This is a genomic window from Aliiglaciecola sp. 3_MG-2023, from assembly GCF_030548205.1.
Taxonomy (GTDB): Bacteria; Pseudomonadota; Gammaproteobacteria; order Enterobacterales; family Alteromonadaceae; genus Aliiglaciecola.
This window is the reverse complement of sequence record NZ_JAUORV010000007.1, coordinates 210,095-229,280: the sequence shown is the minus strand read 5'-3', so window position 1 is coordinate 229,280 and position 19,186 is coordinate 210,095. Positions and strand designations below refer to the sequence as shown.

The following is a 19,186-nucleotide window of genomic DNA, read 5'->3' as shown; positions in this document are numbered from 1 at the left end:
TTTCTCCTTAGAAGCTATAAACGACTTCTACACCGTAAGTGCGAGGCTCTTGATAATTGGTGGTGACAGTACCGAAAAAGTCTTTACGATTATCAATGGGATCGCGCACATCGGCTAGATTACGTCCCCAAAGATAGGCTTCCCAACCATTATTCGTGCCGAGTAAACCGATACGAGCATTGACCAAAGTGATGCTGTCTACATGACCAAATTCGACCACAGTGCCATCGGCCAAAGTGGCAGTTTCAACATTATCAACGGTAGTAAAGAAACCACTACTGTGAGTCACATCTAAACGCAACGTTAAATCAGCATTCAGTGAACTAATTTCAGTAATGTATTGCGCACCAATTGAGAAGTTGCTGTCAGGCGCATTTATCAGGTCTTTTCCTTCCGCATTACCGCCTCCAGTTAAACCACCGGGAAAGCTATCAAATTCAGTATCTAATAACCCCATACTTGCTTGAATTTCTAAGTTACTAATAGGTCTGTAAGTCATTTCAAGCTCTATGCCTTGGGTATTAGCCTTAGCAGCATTGCGGATGGAAATAGAAGATGCACCATTCCCCAAATCAATAAACTGATTAACTTGATAGTTCTCAAACTCTGATCTGAATGCCGCAAAGTTTAAAATTAGACTGTTACGGTAAAAGTTACCTTTTAACCCTAATTCTGCACTGCCCACCGTTTCTTTATCGAATTGAATACCGGCAGCTAAGTCAGCATTGGTGATAAAATCGAGGTTATACCCACCACTTTTGAAGCCGGTGGAATATTTTGCATAACCATTTAAGGATTTATTAAAAGAATGATTAAAACTCAACGCATAAGAGATATAGTTATCACTGCGCGAATCAATGAGTGGACCATCGGTGCTGCCAATTCCAAAAATGCCTGACGCAGAACCATCTAATAACCAGTCTAGATCTTTTTCTTCCGTAGTGTAGCGCAGTCCTAATGCCAAAGAACTGTCCTCAGATAGATCATAACCCCCGTTAAAATAAGCAGCGTAACTATCGGTTGTTACAAAACCGGTATTAGTCACCACTGAACCTGGCACATTACCTAACAGAAATGCATGAGCACCATTGATTGCATCACGTCGTGTTTCGGCGTCCTGACGATATAAATATAGGCCTGCTACGTAATCAAACGCTGACTCATCCTGAGGAGATATAATTTGAAACTCTTGAGACCATTGCTCGTATTGGTCTGAATATTCTATGACGAGAAAGTCGACCACTGAATAATCTGAGTCATTACGGTAAAAAATATCCGTATCGCGATATGCAGTAATAGATTTTATATCGTAACCACTGTCCATTTGATAAGAAAGATCCAATGAGCCACCAACTATATCGCGCTTTTCATAGGTGTCTATGGTCGTTGCTACTTCGTCTTTCTCCGGTGCTGCAGCGTCCAGTGTAGTGCTGAATGTATCTGATATCGCTTCCCCTAAAAAGGACAAGCGTTCCGTATTGAGACCATCAACACTGAAATTTAATTCTAATTTATCAGATAATTGCGAACGGAATTGTCCTCGATAAGCTAATGCATCACGTTCATTTAAATCATTACCGGTGGTTAAGTTTTTGATGTAACCATCCCGGTCTAACTTAGTGACTGAAAATTTTGCGGCACTGGTATCTGAAACGGGCAGATTGATCTGCCCTTGAAATTCTCTTGCCCCCAAATTACCGATAGACGCACTAAACTTTCCTTCTAATTCGTCAGACGGTTTTTTGGAAATTAAATTAATCGCACCAGCGACAGTATTTTTGCCGAATAAGGTACCTTGTGGTCCACGCAATACTTCAACTCGTTCTAAGTCTAGTAACTCTTGGTTTAAGGCGGGTGATTGACCAAGATATACCCCGTCCAAATAGACCCCGACTCGCGTATCAAAACCAATATTACGGCTGTTTGCCCCTACTCCACGAATCGTAATGGCCGAGGTGAAGTCAGTGGTGCGGGTGATCGATAAGTTAGGGATGAAATCAGCTAATTCTGTTAATTGAGTAATACCGGTTTGATCGATACTCGCAGCACTGAAAGATGAAATGGCAATGGGAACTTCAGATAATTGTTGAGTTCTTTTTTGAGCGGTAACGACAACAACTTCATATTCTTCTTGGTCGTCAGAATCTGCGGCAGGTGATTGTTGTGCAAAACAAGTAGAAGAAAGTGCTAGTGCAACACCGGCAACCACTCCTTTGCGATAAATAGAAAATTGGCTAGGTAAATCTGTAACGAGATTGTTCATTAAAGGTTCCTTTTTCTTTATTTTTAAAAACAATTCACTTAACAGAACAAACAATGCTGCTCAGTAATCCCATGTTGATAGTATTTTCATTACTTGGCAAGCTAAGTTCTTAATGAAATTGAAAAATTTGTTAATTCAAGAGCAAATTATGCCGTCTCAGGGAACAAATAAGCGCTACTATAAACGTTGATTAATTGAACCTATAAATTCAATTAATGGCATTATAGACGTTAGCAAAAAATAGAGTGAAAACAAGATTGAAGTGACAGGTGCGGTGAGATTATGTATCCCACTTTTGCGCAGCCAATTCGTCTGACTGCTTTTTTTGAATCCAATGTTCGCTACCTTGCCTTAATTCCTTTTTCCAAAAAGGTGCATTTGTTTTTAAAAAATCCATTAAAAATTGGCAAGCTTCAAAAGCTTCGCTTCGATGTTTCGAGCTCACACCTACAAACACAATTTGCTGGTTAATCGCCAATTGCCCCACTCGATGAATAATCGTCATCGCGCCTAATGACCACTTTTGAGCCGCTTGCTTTGCAAGGTCGTTAAGCACCTTTTCGGTCATACCTGGATAATGTTCGAGGAATAACCCACTAACACTTTCGCCTAAATTCATATCCCGTACTAACCCCGTAAAGGTCACAATTGCGCCATATTGGCTACCGTGATCCTTTAGCCGCTGATATTCTTGTGCATGATCAAAGTCAGCCTGCTGGACGATAATATTGATTAAAGGGGCAGATTCAACCATTTTCATCCTCCCGTAACAGGTGGAAAAAACGCAATTTCATCGTCCTCATGAATAGCAGTATCAAAGTCACAAAGGGTTTGATTCACCGCCACCAACACATCCTTAGATGACAAATATTGCTGCCAAAGATCCCCTCTTGAAGCTAATATTTCTCGTAGTCCGCCAACAGTATCAGGGCCGTCGTTCACCAGTAGTTCAGCAACGCCAAGTTGTTCCCTAAGTTGACCAAAAAACAGAATTTTCATTAACAGCCTCTTTTTCTAACTAGCGCTGGAGCGAAGCCAGTTGCCGGTTTTTCCACCACGTTTCTGCTCAACTTTAATATCACCTATTAGCATATGAGGGTCAACGGCTTTACACATATCAAACAGGGTTAATGCCGCAACAGACACTGCAGTCAATGCTTCCATTTCCACTCCGGTTTGCCCCGCCAATTTGCAGGTTGCCAGAATATTAACGCGGTTAGTCGTTGAATCCACCGAAAAATCCACTTGTACTTTAGACAACATCAATGGATGGCAAAGTGGTATTAAGTCGGCACATTTTTTCGCCCCTTGAATACCAGCAATACGCGCCACTGCAAATACATCACCTTTAGCATGCTGACCATTGGTAATCATGTTTAACGTATCGGCTTGCATTTGCACAAAACCTGACGCGACAGCCGTGCGCTGCGTTACCGCTTTTTCAGTTACATCTACCATATTCGCCTGACCATGTTCATCGATATGGCTTAAGCTCTTTCCTTTATCTGGCGATTGCTGGCTTACTTTGTTATTTGCTTGCACATTTATCCCCTAGACTCACACTGATTAACATCGAGGTTTTTTAAATGCACGACAAAATTACAAGGCTTATGACGACTGTCCAGTTGTTCCAATAAAATGTCTTGCCAACCGGTTTTGCAAGCCCCGGTTGACCCTGGTAAACAAAATATGGCTGTGCCGTTGGCCATGCCACCTAGTGCTCTAGATTGCACAGTAGAAGTGCCAATTTGCTGATAAGAAATCTGTCGAAACAATTCGCCAAAACCTTCAATGTGTTTATCAAATAACACTTCTAAAGATTCAGGTGTCATGTCTCTAGGGGTAAAACCTGTTCCACCAGTGGTAAGCACAACGTGAATATTGTCGGCTAATATCCAATTGGAAACGATACTGCGCAGTTGATACTTATCATCTTTACATATACGTTTTTCTACCACCTGATGCCCAGCAGACGTAACAGCGTCAACTAAATAGCGTCCTGAAGTGTCGGTTTCTTCATCCCGTGTATCTGACACAGTCAATACTGCGATATTGAGTGATTTAAAGTGATTAATTGCAGGCATTAGCCCTCCATAAAACCATACTAAATTCTCCTAACATTGGCTTATGTTTTCCATTTTAAGCATTTGCTCGGGAGTGTTTACATTGTAAAAAGCATCTTTTGCGATTTGACCATCATCGTATTCAACTTCAACTGCGTTAAGTTTATTCAGTAAAGCAAAAATAGATCTATCGTTGGACTGAATTTGTTGGTTCAGTATTGCAGCAAACTGTTCAGTTAGCTGAACCATAAATGGCATGGGCTGAGAACGGTAAAATCCCCCGGCTTGCTGTTCCTTGCCTTTTAAAACCAAAGACTTTAAACAATCAGCAGGGAATAGCGGCATATCAATGGGCACAACTAATACACTGTCGGCTCCGTTTAACCTATGTTTCGGAAGACTTAACACTGCATCTAAGGCTGCTAAGGGTCCTATTCCAGTCTTACGATCAGGCATCGCCCCTTTAAGGGTATTGGAACTTACAATGTAGTTGTGTATGCCAATGGATTCGAAACGTCTGATGGCAAGCTGCAAAAAAGACTCACCGTGGAGACTCAAGGTCGCTTTGTCTACCCCCATTCGACTTGATTGTCCGCCAGCTAAAATTAACCCTAAGGTGCTATTAAGGGAACTGTGTTCAGCGTTCATAACTAACCGCCTAACATCGCCAAATGTTTAGTTGCCCCAGTGAAGCCTTGATCAAGCCAGTGGGTGGCATCTTTATCCCCTAATAATTGCTGTAATTGTTGTTGCAGTGGTTGGGTATCTGTTTGTTGCAAATACGGTCGTATGTCTAGTCCTTTATCCGCAAATAAACAGAGGTGTAACTTGCCTGTAGCACTTACTCTAAGGCGGTTACAGCTGGCGCAAAAATCTTTACTGTAAGGCATAATAAGGCCAATTTTACCTTGATAATCGGGATGCCAAAATTCTTGGGCAGGCCCTGCAGTGTTATTTTGAATCACAGGACTCCAGCCACCTTCCAGTAGATGTTGTTTAATTGGCTCACCAGATAAATGATTTAATTTAAAGAAGTCTTTATTGTCGCCGGTTTCCATCAATTCAATCAGTCTGAAGGTAATAGGCGTATTTTTTAACCAGGCTAAAAACGCACCGAGTTCATTTCCATTATATTGGCGCATTAAAACACCATTGACTTTCACCTTCAGGCCGCGCTCAAGGCCGCGTTGAATACCTAACATAATGGTTTCGAGTTTATCGTGCCCGGTAATACTTTCAAACATGCGGGGGTCGAGACTATCGATACTCACATTTAATGAATTAAGTCCTGCGTCTGCCCAAGCATCTATTTGCTGATGCAAACGGTAACCATTGGTGGTAATGGCTACCTGCTCAATCCCTGGGGTAGAGGCGGCTATTTGAATGATCTCTGGCAAGTCTTTACGTAACGAGGGTTCACCTCCGGTGATCCTAATTTTCTTGGTACCTAAGGTGGCGAAACCAGCACAAATATGGCGAATTTCAGACAAACCTAAAAAATTACGATCGGAGTCGCATTGATAACCATCAGGAAGGCAATAGTCACAATTGAAGTTACATACATCTGTAATGGACAGCCGCAAGTAATGGAAGCGACGCCCAAATTTATCTTTTAACACGTTAAACACCTTTCCAAAGTCACGAACAACCAAATTGTTGAACATGTAGCGGGAGGCAAACTAGTTTCCCAATTTACCCTGGCAACCCATAATAGTTGCGGCCAAAACTACCTATATTGTTTTTATAAGTTTTCACTGAAGTAGATACAAAGTACCTTTAACAAATCGGTAAAACTTATTTGCAATACTTAGTAGTAGAGGCTCGGAGTTTCATTTTTAATATCACTTACTAAATTAAGTAACCACTTAACATTAGTATAGCATTGATGATAATGTCATTTAACCTCACTATGGAGGTGCAACGCAAATAGTTTATATTTTCTAATAATGCTTTACGTGCTCTTTATTAAAAATGTATTTTTGCTGCAGTTGTTAGACGCTATTAGCACTATATTGGCACGTTTGTTGTAAGTTCTATTTGATGATAATAAAAACTCCAATTAATTATTTACTCTATAAAGGCCAATTTTGAAGGTAACCCCAGAATCTAAAAGGCTACTTGAAGCCTTTATCGAAAAACACCAACTCGATACGAACTTTGGCGAAGTTGCGCTAACATGGTTCATTCCATTAGCTGAAAAACTTAAAGCGCACCACGATAGTGCAAAAAGACCGATTTTTATCGGCATAAATGGCTGCCAAGGCTCCGGAAAATCGACTCTCACCGAGCTTTTACTTACCTATTTAATCGAGATTAAGCAATTAAACGTTATTAATCTCTCCTTAGATGACTTTTACTATTCAAAAACTCACCGACAACAATTAGCGGCTAATGTTCATCCATTGTTGGCAACCCGTGGTGTGCCAGGAACCCATGATACGAACTTGTTAAAACAGGTTTTACTTGGGTTGAAAGATCAGCAAACTGGCTTTGCTATTCCGAGATTTAATAAAGCAACTGATGACCCTTTCCCCAAGCAAGAGTGGCCAATTATCGAAAAGCCTGTGGATATTGTATTGATGGAAGGTTGGTGCTGGGGCGTGACTGCACAAACGGATGAACAGCTCAGCGTACCGATCAATACGTTAGAATCAGAAGAGGATAAAGGTAATGCTTGGCGAACCTATGTCAATCAACAACTACAAACAGAATACCAAAACTTATATCAATTAATGGATTTTTGGATAATGCTAAAGGCACCCTCTTTTGAGTGTGTTTTTGACTGGCGACTACAACAAGAACAAAAGCTTATTCAAAAATTAGCAACTGCTTCTGATTCAGAAGCTAACAGTGGAATTATGTCGGCAAACGAAATTAAGCGATTTATTCAGCACTATCAAAGACTTACTGAGCAGAGTTTAGCAACCTTGGCTGACTCATGTGATGTGGTATTTGATTTAGATAAGCAACGCAAAATTATCAACGTAAAGGGGGTAAAATGAGCGACCAGTTTGTCATTTTCACCGATATGGATGGCACCTTACTGGATCATCACTCTTACAGTCACGAAGCAGCACAACCAATGCTTTCTTTTTTAAAAGACAACAATATTCCTGTCATCCCGAACACGAGTAAAACCTATGATGAAATGCAGGAATTAACTGACCAATTAGGCATTCAAGGACCCTTTATTGTCGAAAATGGCGCGGCGATCCATATCCCCCACGGCTTTTTTAAGAAAAAGCCCGCCAATACCCAATGGGTAGGTAAAAATTGGGTGCGTAACTTTACCTCTAAAAAGAGTTATTGGTTGAGTTTGCTAAAGAAAATTGAAAACGACTTTGTTGGCCAATTCACTCACTTTTCTAAAATGACACTTCGGGAAATATGTGATGCTACGGGCTTGGAACCAGAGCAGGCTAAACGAGCCTCGAATAGGTTATATGGTGAACCGGTTTTATGGCTGGGGAGCGAAGAACAAAAGAAAAAGTTTATCCATTGTGTCCAACAACTCGGAGCAAAAACCCTGATAGGTGGACGCTTCATTCATATTTCTGGAGAAACAGATAAAGGCGCTGCGCTAAATTGGTTTGTGGGCGAGTTACAACGACAATATCCCGATATCAATTGGGTTTCAATTGCATTAGGTGATGGCCAGAACGACGCCGCTATGCTGGATGCAGCCGATATCGCAGTACGTATAAAATCCCCTGTTAACGACTATCCTCAACTACAACGCACAGAAAATGTGTTTGATAGCCAACTCGAAGGACCTGAGGGTTGGACTGAATGTCTTCAACAAATCTTAAATATAACGTTAAAGGAGCCAGAAAATGGCTGATTTTTATCAAAACGGAATAACCACAACTTTACACCAACTTTCAAACCGTCCCATTGAAGAAATGGAGTCTGAATTGTTGGCTTTTTCAAAAAAACGCCCCTTAGGTTTGCTCTTACCCAGCTTGTTTTCAGAGCTTGAAGGCCAGGCTATGCCGAATATAATCGACAATATCAGCAAAGTCCCCTATTTGAACGAAATTGTAATTGGTTTGGATAGAGCATCGAAAGAGCAGTATCAACACGCCATCAAGTTTTTTGACAAACTTCCACAACACCATCGTATTTTATGGAATGATGGTCCACGTTTGAAGGCTATTGATAAAGAATTAGCTGATTTGGGTCTAGCGCCTAAAGAAATGGGTAAAGGTCGCAATGTATGGTATTGCATGGGTTATATACTAGCCACGGGCCGCACAGAATCTATTGCTCTGCATGATTGTGACATATTAACTTACGAACGAAGTTTACTTGCCAAATTAATTTACCCAGTGGCTCACCCCCAGTTCAACTACGAATTTTGTAAAGGCTATTATGCCCGTGTTGCCGATGGAAAAATAAATGGTCGAGTGTCTAGATTACTAGTTACACCTTTATTACGCGCGTTAAAACGTACCGTAGGTAATAACGAATACTTAGAATTTATGGATAGTTTTAGATATCCATTGGCTGGCGAATTTTCCTTTAGACGAGATGTGTTAAATGACATTCGCATTCCCAGTGATTGGGGATTAGAAATAGGCGTATTGTCAGAGATGCACCGAAACTACTCCCACAACCGATTATGCCAAGTAGACATTGCAGAAACCTATGATCACAAGCATCAAGATCTGTCTTTACACAATGATCAAGGTGGATTGTCTAAAATGTCCATTGACATTACTAAGGCCTTGTTTCGTAAGCTTGCGACCCAAGGGTTCACATTCACCAATGAGTCATTCCGTACATTAAAAGCCACCTACTTCCGCATCGCCTTAGATTTTGTTGAAACCTATCACAATGATGCGGTCATGAATGGTCTTGAGCTTGATATTCATAGAGAAGAAAAAGCGGTCGAAATGTTCGCTTCAAATATTATGAAAGCCGGTCAAAGTTTCCTTGAAAATCCAATGGAAACACCCTTTATTCCGAGTTGGAACCGAGTCATAAGTGCTGTACCAGATATACTTGACCGCATCAAAGATGCCGTTGAATTGGATTACGAAGAGTTTCGATATTAAAAGTAAGGGGAAACATCAATGTCTGAAGCTTATACGTGGCTGTGTGAAAAAATACAACATCACTTAGACGTGATTTATCAAGGAGTTGATATTCCTCAAAGTAGCGAGGAATTATCAAAATCTCTTATCACCACAATGAGATTAGATGGGGTTTGTGACAAACAAATACCTGTACCCCATCAAAATCATTGGAGCGAAAAAGACATTATATTAATTACCTATGGGGATAGCATTGAGTCTGAAATGCAAACCCCATTAGTTACCTTGCACCAATTTTTAAACAATCATGTGAAAGACACCATAAATGGCGTACATATATTGCCATTTTTTCCATATAGTTCCGATGATGGTTTTGCCGTAATAGACTATTCGAGTGTGAATGAGTCATTAGGAAATTGGTTAGATATAAAGTCAATTTCAAGTAATTATCGACTCATGTCGGATTTAGTCATTAATCATTGTTCATCGCGAAGTGCATGGTTCGATAATTTTATTAAAGGTGAAGGGCCTGGAAGTGACTTTTTCTTTACGGTTGATGAAGATTATGACACTTCAAATGTTGTCAGGCCCCGAACATCCGAATTATTACGGGAAACCAAAACTGAAAATGGGACAAAGAAGGTTTGGTGTACATTTAGTCATGATCAGGTGGATTTTGACTTTCAAAACCCCAAAGTATTAAGTGCGTTTGTTGAGATCATTCGTCAGTATTTAGATCACGGTGTGAGAATTTTCAGATTGGACGCCGTTGCCTTTCTATGGAAAAAATCCGGCAGTACTTGTATCAATCTTGAAAAAACCCATGAAGTCATTCGCTTACTTCGTACCTTAATCGAATACGCACAAAACGATTGCATTATCATTACTGAAACCAACATTCCTAATCGTGAAAACCTCACGTATTTCGGTAATGCGAACGAAGCCCACGCGGTATATAACTTTTCATTGCCGCCTTTACTGGTTAATACTTTAGTCACCGGTGATTGTACTTATTTAAAGAACTGGTTAATGAGTATGCCTCCGGCACAAAACGGTACGACTTATTTTAATTTTATTGCTTCCCATGATGGTATCGGCCTGCGCCCTGCAGAAGGACTGTTGGAAGAAAATGAAATTAATACTCTGGTTAACACGATGCAAAGTTTTGGCGGAATGGTGTCTTGGCGCACACTTCCTGGTGGTAAACAGAAACCTTACGAGATAAACATTGCCTTATTTGATGCCCTAAAAGGCACCACAAAAGGACCTGATAATTTAGGCATGGAAAGGTTCATTTGTGCCCATGAAATTATGTTTGCCCTTGAAGGGATCCCAGGCTTGTATGTGCATAGTTTATTAGCAACAGGAAATGATTATGAGCGGGTTACCAATACGAGTCAAAATCGTTCGATTAATCGTAAACGTTGGGATATGTCGGAACTGGAAGACCAACTGAATAATAAAGATAGTCAGCATGCCATAGCTCTAAAGCGTATGAATCATTTGTTGTCTATACGCATTAATCAAAAAGCCTTTCACCCTAACGCGACCCAGTTTACTTTGCAGTTAGGCGCTAAATTATTTGGCTTTTGGCGTCAAAGTATTGATAGAAGACAAAGTATATTCTGTATCAGTAATATCACAGATACAGATCAAACAGTTGTTATGTCAGATATTAACTTAATTGGTACAGACTGTTGGTGGGATTTAATCACAGGAAACGAAGTCATTTTAGATCACTCCGATTTTGTTTTGAGCCCCTATCAAACAGTTTGGATTAGTAATACTCGTAGTATGTAAGATTGTTAGAACGAGTTCTTAAAGATTGGTGGTGCCTTCATTTTAGTAAGCTGCTTTTTAGCAGCGTTGCTTTTTGGCACCACCTTATCTTTATGATTTAACAGATAAATATTTTACCCTAAATATTAATGTGACTTAACGCACACACCTTAACATGTTTTTTACATGCAACCTTTAAAATAATTTACACATTCCGCACCGAAACCATTCTAACCCATTGTATTTTATTGATTTATTAAACCTGGCATGGTTAGTGTAATACCCCACTTACACAACAAATCTTATTGTTGTTTTGTTAAAAGGCGATGCAATTAATGCCTACAATTAATCTAAAACACGAAAGTCTAAATTAAGTGGAGATTGAAAAATGAAAAAAACTATCCTGATCAGCGCGTTTGTTTTAGCCAGTAGTTCGGTTTATGCCCAAGAAGACAAAATATCGATTTTAGATTCAGATGCCGATGGTCGTATAAGTGTAGAAGAAGCAGCAAGTGATCCAGCTTTGTCTGCGGTTTTTGCAAAATTAGACGTCAATAAAGACGGTTACCTTACCCAAAGCGAATTAGCCGACCACTAGCGTTTCAGCGTCCATGGCAAACAATGGCAACACCGACCGTGCGTGGGTGTTGCTATTTTCTATTCCAAACCATCTGGAAATATTTTACCCCAAAGTTCCCATTTAGACATATTTTTAATATTTTAAATATGTTATCAATAGATTTCAGAGTTCGTATTTACCTAATGTAGTGACTTTTATGAGCATTCAGGTCAAAAAATCAACTACATTTGTACTGAGGAGCTCGATCTTAAAATATCCTCTTCTATTTGAAACAATTAATTTGGAAATTATTCAAGGAATTTACAGCATGTACAAAATTTTATTCGTGTCACTTTTGATGCTTTTACAGTCTTTTTATACGGTGGCTTCCCCCGTATGGAAAGTAAGTAAAGGCGATGACCAAGTGGTTATTGGTGGCACTATTCATGTTTTAAGTGAAAAGGATTACCCCTTGCCGGATAAGTTCGAAAAAGCATATGAAGCTTCAGATACCCTTGTATTTGAATCGGATATTAGCAGAATGAACAGCCCCGAATTTCAACAACAATCATTGCACTATATCCTGCTGCAAGATGGTAGAACCATCAAAGATTTCTTATCAGAGAAAACCTACAAAGCCCTAGAGGTTCATTTGCAAGAACGCAACCTGTCGATTCAACAATTTGCAACCTTAAAGCCCAGTTTCTTATCCGTCACCTTATCCATGATTGAACTGCAGATGATGGGCGTAAGTAGTGCTGGAGTCGACGCCTATTACTCAGTAAAAGGCATTGGCGATCAAAAACATATTGATTGGTTTGAACAACCAGAAGAACAAATGGCGATGCTTGCCGATATGGGTAAAGGCGACGAGGATGCAATGATTGCCTATGGTTTAAAAGACGTAGCAAATATTAAACAGATGATGCCTAAACTCATTGAAGCTTGGCGTACGGGTGATTTAGATAAACTAGCCGAATTGGGTATCGATGAAATGGAACGTGATTATCAAGAGATATATGATCAATTATTAGTGCAACGAAATAAAAATTGGATACCGAAGATTGAACAGTTTTTTGGTAATCAGCACAGTGAGTTAATTTTAGTAGGTGCCTTGCATTTGGCGGGAGATCAAAGCGTCCTTAAACTGTTGCAAGAAAAAGGCTACAAAGTCGAGAAATACTAACTTCGTCAATGGGGTAGCGATTGAATTCCAAATGCATTCACTACCTCTTCATTCTTTACAATCTAAACTCACATTTACGCTATTTTGATTTGGTAAGCGACTAAAATCACGTTATATTAGCGCCCTCTTTCACTTCTAGCCTTAGTGTTCATTTGAATGAAAAACAGTGACTCAAACAAACCAACCTTGATGCCCATTGAAACAGCATTAGTTGAAATGTTAAAGCAATGCCAAGCCTTAGTTGAGCGCGAAACAATTTCTGTGCTCCATGGGTTAAATCGTATTACCGCTGAAGCTGTTTTCGCAAATCGCCAAGTGCCGCCTAGCAATAATTCGGCTATGGATGGGTTTGCATTCCACGTTGATGGTACTTCACCTGTAGGCACTAAATTGTCTATCCAAGGTCAAGCGTTAGCTGGCGTCCCCTTTGAAGATGAAGTAAAAGCAGGACATTGCGTTAGCATCACCACAGGAGCCATACTTCCGCCTGGCACGAACACTGTGATGATGCAGGAAAATGTTCTTATAAACGAAGGTCATATCGTTCTAAATCAAGAGGTAAAAGCAGGTACCAGTGTGCGCTTAGCCGGTGAAGATATTCAATCTGGACAACAAATTATTCCTGCGGGTGAAAAGCTAACCGCTGCTCATATGGCCTTATTAGCATCCATTGGCGAGTCATCAGTCGTTGTTTTCCGCCGCCCCAAAGTGGCGGTAATCGCTACAGGTGATGAGCTAGTGCCACCTGGAGAAGAGTTAAAAAGCGGGCAAATTTACGAGAGCAACCGATTTGCCCTGCACGGCTTACTGCAACAGATGAATGCCAATATTCTCCACTACGGTATTGTTGAAGATGATCCTAACAAAATTGCAGAGGCTTTTTTGGATGCAAGTGAAAATGCGGATGTCATTTTATCTTGTGGAGGGGTATCTGTTGGCAGTGCAGACTACGTTAAACAAGTTTTGCAAAAAATTGGCCAGATAAACTTTTGGAAGGTAGCTATTAAACCAGGTAAACCTTTTGCATTTGGCTCAATTAACAAGGCTATTTTTTGTGGCTTACCGGGCAATCCTGTATCTTCCTATGTCACTTTTCAGAAACTAGTCACTCCTGTGCTAGATAAATTAATGGGACGCACTCCTCCCCTTTCCCAGACTGTCAACGCTACGTGCGCTGAACCTATTTATAAGCGAGCTGGACGCGCCGACTTTCAACGGGGTATCGCCTATCAAGATGAACACGGCGAATATTGGGTCAAACCCAATGGTAGCCAAGGCTCAGGCATAATGTCTTCCATTGCTAATGCAAATTGCTATATCCTCCTTGAAAAAGATCAAACTAACTTGCCAACAGGTGCAAAAATTAAGATTGAATTATTTTGACTAATTTAAAAATAGAACTAAAACAGCTAGTCAGTCTGACTTGGCCACTACTTATCGCGCAAATAACACAAACCCTTATGGGGGTATCTGACACCATTATGGCTGGCCGATATTCAGCTACAGATATGGCCGCGGTAGCCATTGGCTTTAGTATTACTATTCCTATTTTATGCTTTGTGCAAGGCTTAGCCATGGCCATTCCGCCTATTGTCGCGAAATTGCATGGTGCAGGAGAAACGAAGAAAGCGGCATATACTGTCCATCAAGCCACTTTCTTGATTATCCCAGTATCCCTTTGCATTACTCTTTCAGTATTTTATCTCGAATACTGGTTTTCGTTGATGGACATAGAAGACAATTTACGCAAAATCACCACTGATTATATGAAATATATTGTGCTATCAGCGCCTGCTTTTGCGGGTTATCAAATTCTTCGCAACTACTGTGAAGGGTTGTCGTTTACTAAACCAACGATGCTGATTATGGGGTTAGGCCTAATTATCAATATTCCAGCCAACTACATCTTCATATACGGTAAATTTGGGATGCCAGAGATGGGCGGTGTCGGCAGTGGTTTAGCCACAAGTTTAGTTTTTTGTACCATGTTTATAGGAACAGCTTGTTATATCCACTTTTCCAAACGTATTAATAGCAATCTATTTGATGGCTGGTCGAAGCCTGACTTTAATCAGATTTATATAACCTTAAAACTGGGGCTACCCATCGCCCTAACCTTACTTTTTGAAGTCACTCTATTTGGTGTAGTGGCGTTACTATTATCTCCCCTTGGGCCGCTGACAGTTGCCTCCCATCAAATTGCCCTTAACTTTTCAGCCACAATGTTTATGTTTCCGTTAAGTTTAGGGATGGCCACTACCATACGAGTTGGCCATTTTTGGGGTAAACAAGATCAAGTGGGAGCAGCCTTGGCAACCAAAACAGCAATCCTGTTAGGGCTTTTTATTGCGTGTTTTACAGCATTGCTAACCATAGTCGCCAAAGAACAAATTTCAATGTTGTATACCGAAAATAGAAAAGTGATAGAGTTGGCCATGAGTTTGATGACTTTAGCAGCAATGTTTCAACTATCTGATTCCATACAAGCCATCTCCGCAGGCGCATTGCGTGGTTACAAAGATACCACAGCCATGTTTATCATCTGCTTTTTTGCCTATTGGGGGGTGGGTTTACCCACAGGGATTATTTTGGCACTAACCGACTTTGTTGTGCCAGCTTTAGGCGCATCAGGATTCTGGATTGGATTTATTTGTGGTTTAACCAGTGCAGCTATCATGTTGGGGATCAGACTGAACGTTATTCAAAAACGCTTAAAGCTCAGCCCAGAGGTATTCGAACGTGCTTGAGTGCTAAACAACAACCTTGATATTATCCTGCAGAGCACATCTTTTAAGCCTTCGTTCATAAAAAAAGCTTGTAATCAATACAAGCTTTTGTTGACTAAATTACGAAAAACGCTATTAGGATAGTGTTTTAGCACCATCAACTGCAGCTTTAGCAAGCTCAGTGATACGATCCCAATCACCCGCTTCTACTGCATCATCAGGCACTAACCAAGAACCACCGGCACACTGCACGTTAGGCAATGATAAGTAGTCAAGGTAGTTATTAGGGCCAATTCCGCCAGTCGGACAAAATGTAATGTCAGGGAAAGGACCACCAATTGATTTCAGTGCTTTAATGCCACCTGAGGCTTCTGCAGGGAAAAATTTAAAGTGGGTATAACCAATATCCAATCCTGTCATCAACTCAGATATTGACGCCACACCAGGAATAAGGGAGATGGATGAACGTTTACCGGCTTCCAATAAGCTAGTAGTTAAGCCTGGGCTAATAGCAAAAATTGCACCTGCTTCTTCAACCTGCTTCAGTTGTTTTTCATTGGTAACAGTGCCGGCACCAATAATAGCTTCAGGCACTTCTGCTGCGATTTTTCTAATCACATCAAGAGCAATCTCTGTACGTAAAGTCACTTCAAGAACACGAATGCCACCTTTGATTAACGCTTTAGCGACAGGTACTGCATGTTCAATGTTTTTAATCACTAATACAGGTACTACGGGTCCCTGACTAAATACTTCTTGCGAACTCATTTTCCAATTAAATGACATAATGTTTACTCCTTATGATTCTGTTGTAAATAGGCAGCTGCGCCCAATAAACCATGATCAGGTTCTATAATGATGTAAGTTGGAATGTTTAAGACATAATGTCTAAATCGTCCCTTGTCTTCAAAACGAGCACGAAACTTACTACTTTTAATAAACTCAACAAAACGAGAAGCAATACCGCCACCGATATATACGCCACCATGAGTTGCTAAATTAAGCGCTAAGTTACCTGCAAAACTACCCATAATCTTGCAAAACTGTTGCAATGTTTCCACGCAGAGTTCGCATTCTTCCGATAGCGCTTTTTCAGTAATTTGGGCTGGATCAGCATAAATCGCTGCTTGCTGTTTTTTCTCTGCCAGCCCTTCATAGATATGTACAATGCCTCTTCCCGACAGCACTTCTTCAGCAGAAACATGTCCTAATTTCTTTTTCAAGTAATGCCAAATAGCGAATTCATTTTCGTCATTAGCGGCAAAATCAACATGTCCACCTTCTCCATCGAGTGCTTTCCAACCTTTATCCGTAAACGTTAGATGTTCTACTCCTAGTCCCGTACCTGGTCCAAAAACCGCAATATTGGCATTCAATTTTGGCGCACCAGCGCCAATTTGCACTTTTTGATCATCTTTTAACACCGGCAATGAATGCGCCACAGAAGTGAAGTCATTAATAACCCCCAGCCAATCCAAAGATAACCCTTTGGTTAGTTGCTCAATGGAAAACTCCCAGGTGTGATTGGTCATTTTGACCCAATCACCGATTACAGGACAGGCAATAGCAATACAACCATAACTAAATTCAACCTCAGGAAATTCGCTGAAGTAATGTTTGATGGCATCTTCTATGGTTGCAAAATCAGCACACAGATATTTTTTTATGTTGATTAACTTATGCTCTTCAACTTGGCAAATACGAATATTTGTGCCGCCAACATCAGCGACAAACTTAAAGGTCATGTTGGTTTCCTGAACCCGCAAATAACGAACAGGCACCTTGTTCTGCACCCGTTAAGGAGTTGCGCATAGAGGCGAACATTTCACGTCCCATGCCCACCTGATGTTTGTCGGTTTGCGCAACTTTTGCTTTGCGCTTGGCAAGCTCTTCTGCATCAACCAATAAACTCATATCACCGGTTTCAGTGTTAAGTTCAATCAGATCACCTGTTTCAACTTTGGCGAGTAAACCGCCGTGATAGGCTTCAGGGGTTACATGGATAGCGGCAGGCACTTTTCCAGAGGCACCTGACATACGACCGTCAGTAACCAAGGCAACTTTAAAGCCTTTATCCTGAAGTACGCCCAAAGGAGGGGTTAAACTATGCAGCTCAGGCATACCGATGGCTGCTGGACCTTGGAAGCGCACGACAACGATACAATCTTTGTCTAAGTCACCCGCTTTAAAGGCATCCGCTAATTCGAATTGATCTTCAAATACCACAGCAGGCGCTTTCATTTTGCAATGAGGCTCACGTAAAGCTGATGTTTTCATTACCGCACGGCCTAAATTACCATGTAATACCGATAAACCACCATCGGGTTTAAAGGGCTTAGCAACCGATGAAATGACCTCTTTATCAAATGACTCAACCGGACCATCTTGCCAGGTTAACTCACCATCTTTTAAAGTAGGTTCTTTGGTATATTGCTCCAAGCCATCGCCACAGATGGTTTTAACGTCATTGTGCAACAATCCTGCGCTGAGTAGCTCTTTAAACAAGACAGCCATGCCGCCTGCTGCTGTAAAGTGGTTAATGTCCGCAGAACCATTGGGGTAAATACGCGTCAACAATGGTACTGCATTGGAAATATCCGAAAAGTCATCCCAATTTATTTCATATCCAGCAGCACGCGCCACTGCCACTAAATGCATAGTATGGTTAGTTGAGCCACCGGTAGCTAATAAGGCAACAAGACCATTTACCAGAGCTTTTGCATCTACAATATGACCAATGGGAGTATAATTATCACCTAAATCGGTTAATCGAGTAACTTGACGGGCCGCAGCTTTAGTCAGTTCATCCCGTAGATCTGTTCCTGGATTTACAAAGGACGAACCTGGTAAATGCAAGCCCATCACTTCTACGACTAATTGGTTACTGTTCGCAGTCCCGTAAAACGTACAAGTTCCCGCTGAATGATAACTTTTCGATTCAGATTCAAGTAATTCTTTGCGCCCTACTTTCCCCTGAGCGAACATTTGGCGTACACGCGCTTTCTCTTTATTGGGTATACCTGATGGCATAGGACCAGCAGGAACAAAAACAGTGGGAAGGTGCCCAAAACTCAAAGAGCCCATTAGCAGCCCGGGCACAATTTTGTCACAAATACCCAGCATCAAAGCACCATCGAACATATTATGCGACAGTCCAACAGCGGTAGATAATGCAATCACATCACGGCTCATCAAGCTCAAGTCCATACCTGGATTGCCTTGGGTAACACCATCACACATGGCCGGAACACCGCCTGCAAACTGAGCTACACTGCCGATATCTCGTATCGCGTCTTTCAGAATTTGCGGATACGCTTCATAGGGTTGGTGAGCAGAAAGCATGTCATTGTATGAGGATACAATGGCAATATTAGATTTCGTTAAGCTGGTTAAATCAGCCTTATCTTCGGTATTACAAGCTGCAAAGCCGTGGGCTAGGTTACCGCAGGATAACACTCCACGATGTGGCCCTTGCAAGCGTGCACTTTCAATTTTATCGAGATAATTTTGTCTGGATTGTCGACTTCTTTCGATAATCCGTTCGGTTACTTCTTGAATCACAGAATTCATATGT

At 41.0% G+C, this 19,186-nt stretch carries 18 protein-coding genes and 1 riboswitch; of the genes, 8 read left to right on the top strand and 10 right to left on the bottom strand.

Annotated elements, in window-relative coordinates; translation table 11 throughout:
* Positions 1-7: 7 nt before the first annotated feature.
* From Q4574_RS10390 to moaA, 7 genes are all read right to left on the bottom strand, one after another.
* Positions 8-2,263, bottom strand: a complete 2,256-nt coding sequence (locus Q4574_RS10390) for a TonB-dependent receptor (RefSeq protein ID WP_303474021.1) — start codon at positions 2,261-2,263, stop codon at positions 8-10.
* Positions 2,264-2,543: 280 nt separating this feature from the next.
* On the bottom strand, positions 2,544-3,017 hold the full coding sequence (gene moaE, locus Q4574_RS10385; protein WP_303474020.1) for a molybdopterin synthase catalytic subunit MoaE: 474 nt from the start codon (positions 3,015-3,017) through the stop codon (positions 2,544-2,546).
* Positions 3,018-3,019: 2 nt separating this feature from the next.
* A complete protein-coding gene (gene moaD, locus Q4574_RS10380; protein ID WP_303474019.1) occupies positions 3,020-3,262 on the bottom strand; it encodes a molybdopterin converting factor subunit 1 in 243 nt (80 codons plus the stop codon).
* 15 nt (positions 3,263-3,277) lie between these two features.
* The gene (moaC, locus tag Q4574_RS10375; RefSeq protein WP_303474017.1) at positions 3,278-3,805 is read right to left on the bottom strand and encodes a cyclic pyranopterin monophosphate synthase MoaC; all 528 of its coding nucleotides are present in this window, start codon (positions 3,803-3,805) and stop codon (positions 3,278-3,280) included.
* A gap of 2 nt (positions 3,806-3,807) precedes the next feature.
* Positions 3,808-4,347, bottom strand: coding sequence for a molybdenum cofactor biosynthesis protein B (gene moaB / locus Q4574_RS10370; RefSeq protein WP_303474016.1), 540 nt, complete (start codon positions 4,345-4,347; stop codon positions 3,808-3,810).
* A gap of 30 nt (positions 4,348-4,377) precedes the next feature.
* Entirely contained in the window at positions 4,378-4,974 is a 597-nt protein-coding gene (locus tag Q4574_RS10365; protein ID WP_303474015.1) for a molybdenum cofactor guanylyltransferase, read from the bottom strand.
* Positions 4,975-4,976: 2 nt separating this feature from the next.
* Complete coding sequence (moaA, locus tag Q4574_RS10360) at positions 4,977-5,945, bottom strand: GTP 3',8-cyclase MoaA (RefSeq protein ID WP_303474014.1); 969 nt, start codon at positions 5,943-5,945, stop codon at positions 4,977-4,979.
* A riboswitch (molybdenum cofactor riboswitch) is annotated at positions 5,936-6,165 on the bottom strand. It overlaps the preceding gene by 10 nt.
* Before the next feature lie 248 nt (positions 6,166-6,413).
* On the opposite strand from moaA, the gene Q4574_RS10355 reads away from it, so the two are divergent.
* The 8 genes from Q4574_RS10355 to Q4574_RS10320 all read left to right on the top strand — a co-directional run bounded on the left by Q4574_RS10355 (position 6,414) and on the right by Q4574_RS10320 (position 15,633).
* Positions 6,414-7,328, top strand: coding sequence for a kinase (locus Q4574_RS10355; protein ID WP_303474013.1), 915 nt, complete (start codon positions 6,414-6,416; stop codon positions 7,326-7,328).
* Complete coding sequence (locus tag Q4574_RS10350; protein WP_303474012.1) at positions 7,325-8,167, top strand: mannosyl-3-phosphoglycerate phosphatase; 843 nt, start codon at positions 7,325-7,327, stop codon at positions 8,165-8,167. The genes Q4574_RS10355 and Q4574_RS10350 overlap by 4 nt, the downstream gene beginning before the upstream one ends.
* On the top strand, positions 8,160-9,383 hold the full coding sequence (locus tag Q4574_RS10345) for a glycosyl transferase (RefSeq protein ID WP_303474011.1): 1,224 nt from the start codon (positions 8,160-8,162) through the stop codon (positions 9,381-9,383). The genes Q4574_RS10350 and Q4574_RS10345 overlap by 8 nt, the downstream gene beginning before the upstream one ends.
* An 18-nt stretch (positions 9,384-9,401) precedes the next feature.
* Entirely contained in the window at positions 9,402-11,162 is a 1,761-nt protein-coding gene (locus tag Q4574_RS10340) for a sugar phosphorylase (protein WP_303474010.1), read from the top strand.
* Positions 11,163-11,529: 367 nt separating this feature from the next.
* Positions 11,530-11,739, top strand: coding sequence for a hypothetical protein (locus Q4574_RS10335; RefSeq protein ID WP_303474009.1), 210 nt, complete (start codon positions 11,530-11,532; stop codon positions 11,737-11,739).
* A 289-nt stretch (positions 11,740-12,028) separates the two neighbouring features.
* Positions 12,029-12,886, top strand: coding sequence for a TraB/GumN family protein (locus Q4574_RS10330; RefSeq protein ID WP_303474008.1), 858 nt, complete (start codon positions 12,029-12,031; stop codon positions 12,884-12,886).
* Positions 12,887-13,042: 156 nt separating this feature from the next.
* Positions 13,043-14,269 (top strand): gephyrin-like molybdotransferase Glp, encoded by a 1,227-nt coding sequence (glp, locus tag Q4574_RS10325; protein WP_303474007.1) that lies wholly within the window; start codon positions 13,043-13,045, stop codon positions 14,267-14,269.
* Positions 14,266-15,633, top strand: a complete 1,368-nt coding sequence (locus Q4574_RS10320; RefSeq protein WP_303474006.1) for an MATE family efflux transporter — start codon at positions 14,266-14,268, stop codon at positions 15,631-15,633. Before glp ends, Q4574_RS10320 begins: the two co-directional genes overlap by 4 nt.
* A gap of 114 nt (positions 15,634-15,747) precedes the next feature.
* Here the strand turns inward: Q4574_RS10320 and Q4574_RS10315 are convergent, their stop codons facing one another.
* The 3 genes from Q4574_RS10315 to edd are packed head-to-tail and all read right to left on the bottom strand — an operon-like array spanning position 15,748 to position 19,182.
* Entirely contained in the window at positions 15,748-16,398 is a 651-nt protein-coding gene (locus Q4574_RS10315; protein ID WP_303474005.1) for a bifunctional 4-hydroxy-2-oxoglutarate aldolase/2-dehydro-3-deoxy-phosphogluconate aldolase, read from the bottom strand.
* A gap of 5 nt (positions 16,399-16,403) precedes the next feature.
* Positions 16,404-17,357, bottom strand: a complete 954-nt coding sequence (locus tag Q4574_RS10310; RefSeq protein ID WP_303474003.1) for a glucokinase — start codon at positions 17,355-17,357, stop codon at positions 16,404-16,406.
* Positions 17,347-19,182, bottom strand: coding sequence for a phosphogluconate dehydratase (gene edd, locus Q4574_RS10305; RefSeq protein WP_303474002.1), 1,836 nt, complete (start codon positions 19,180-19,182; stop codon positions 17,347-17,349). Before edd ends, Q4574_RS10310 begins: the two co-directional genes overlap by 11 nt.
* Positions 19,183-19,186 lie beyond the last annotated feature (4 nt).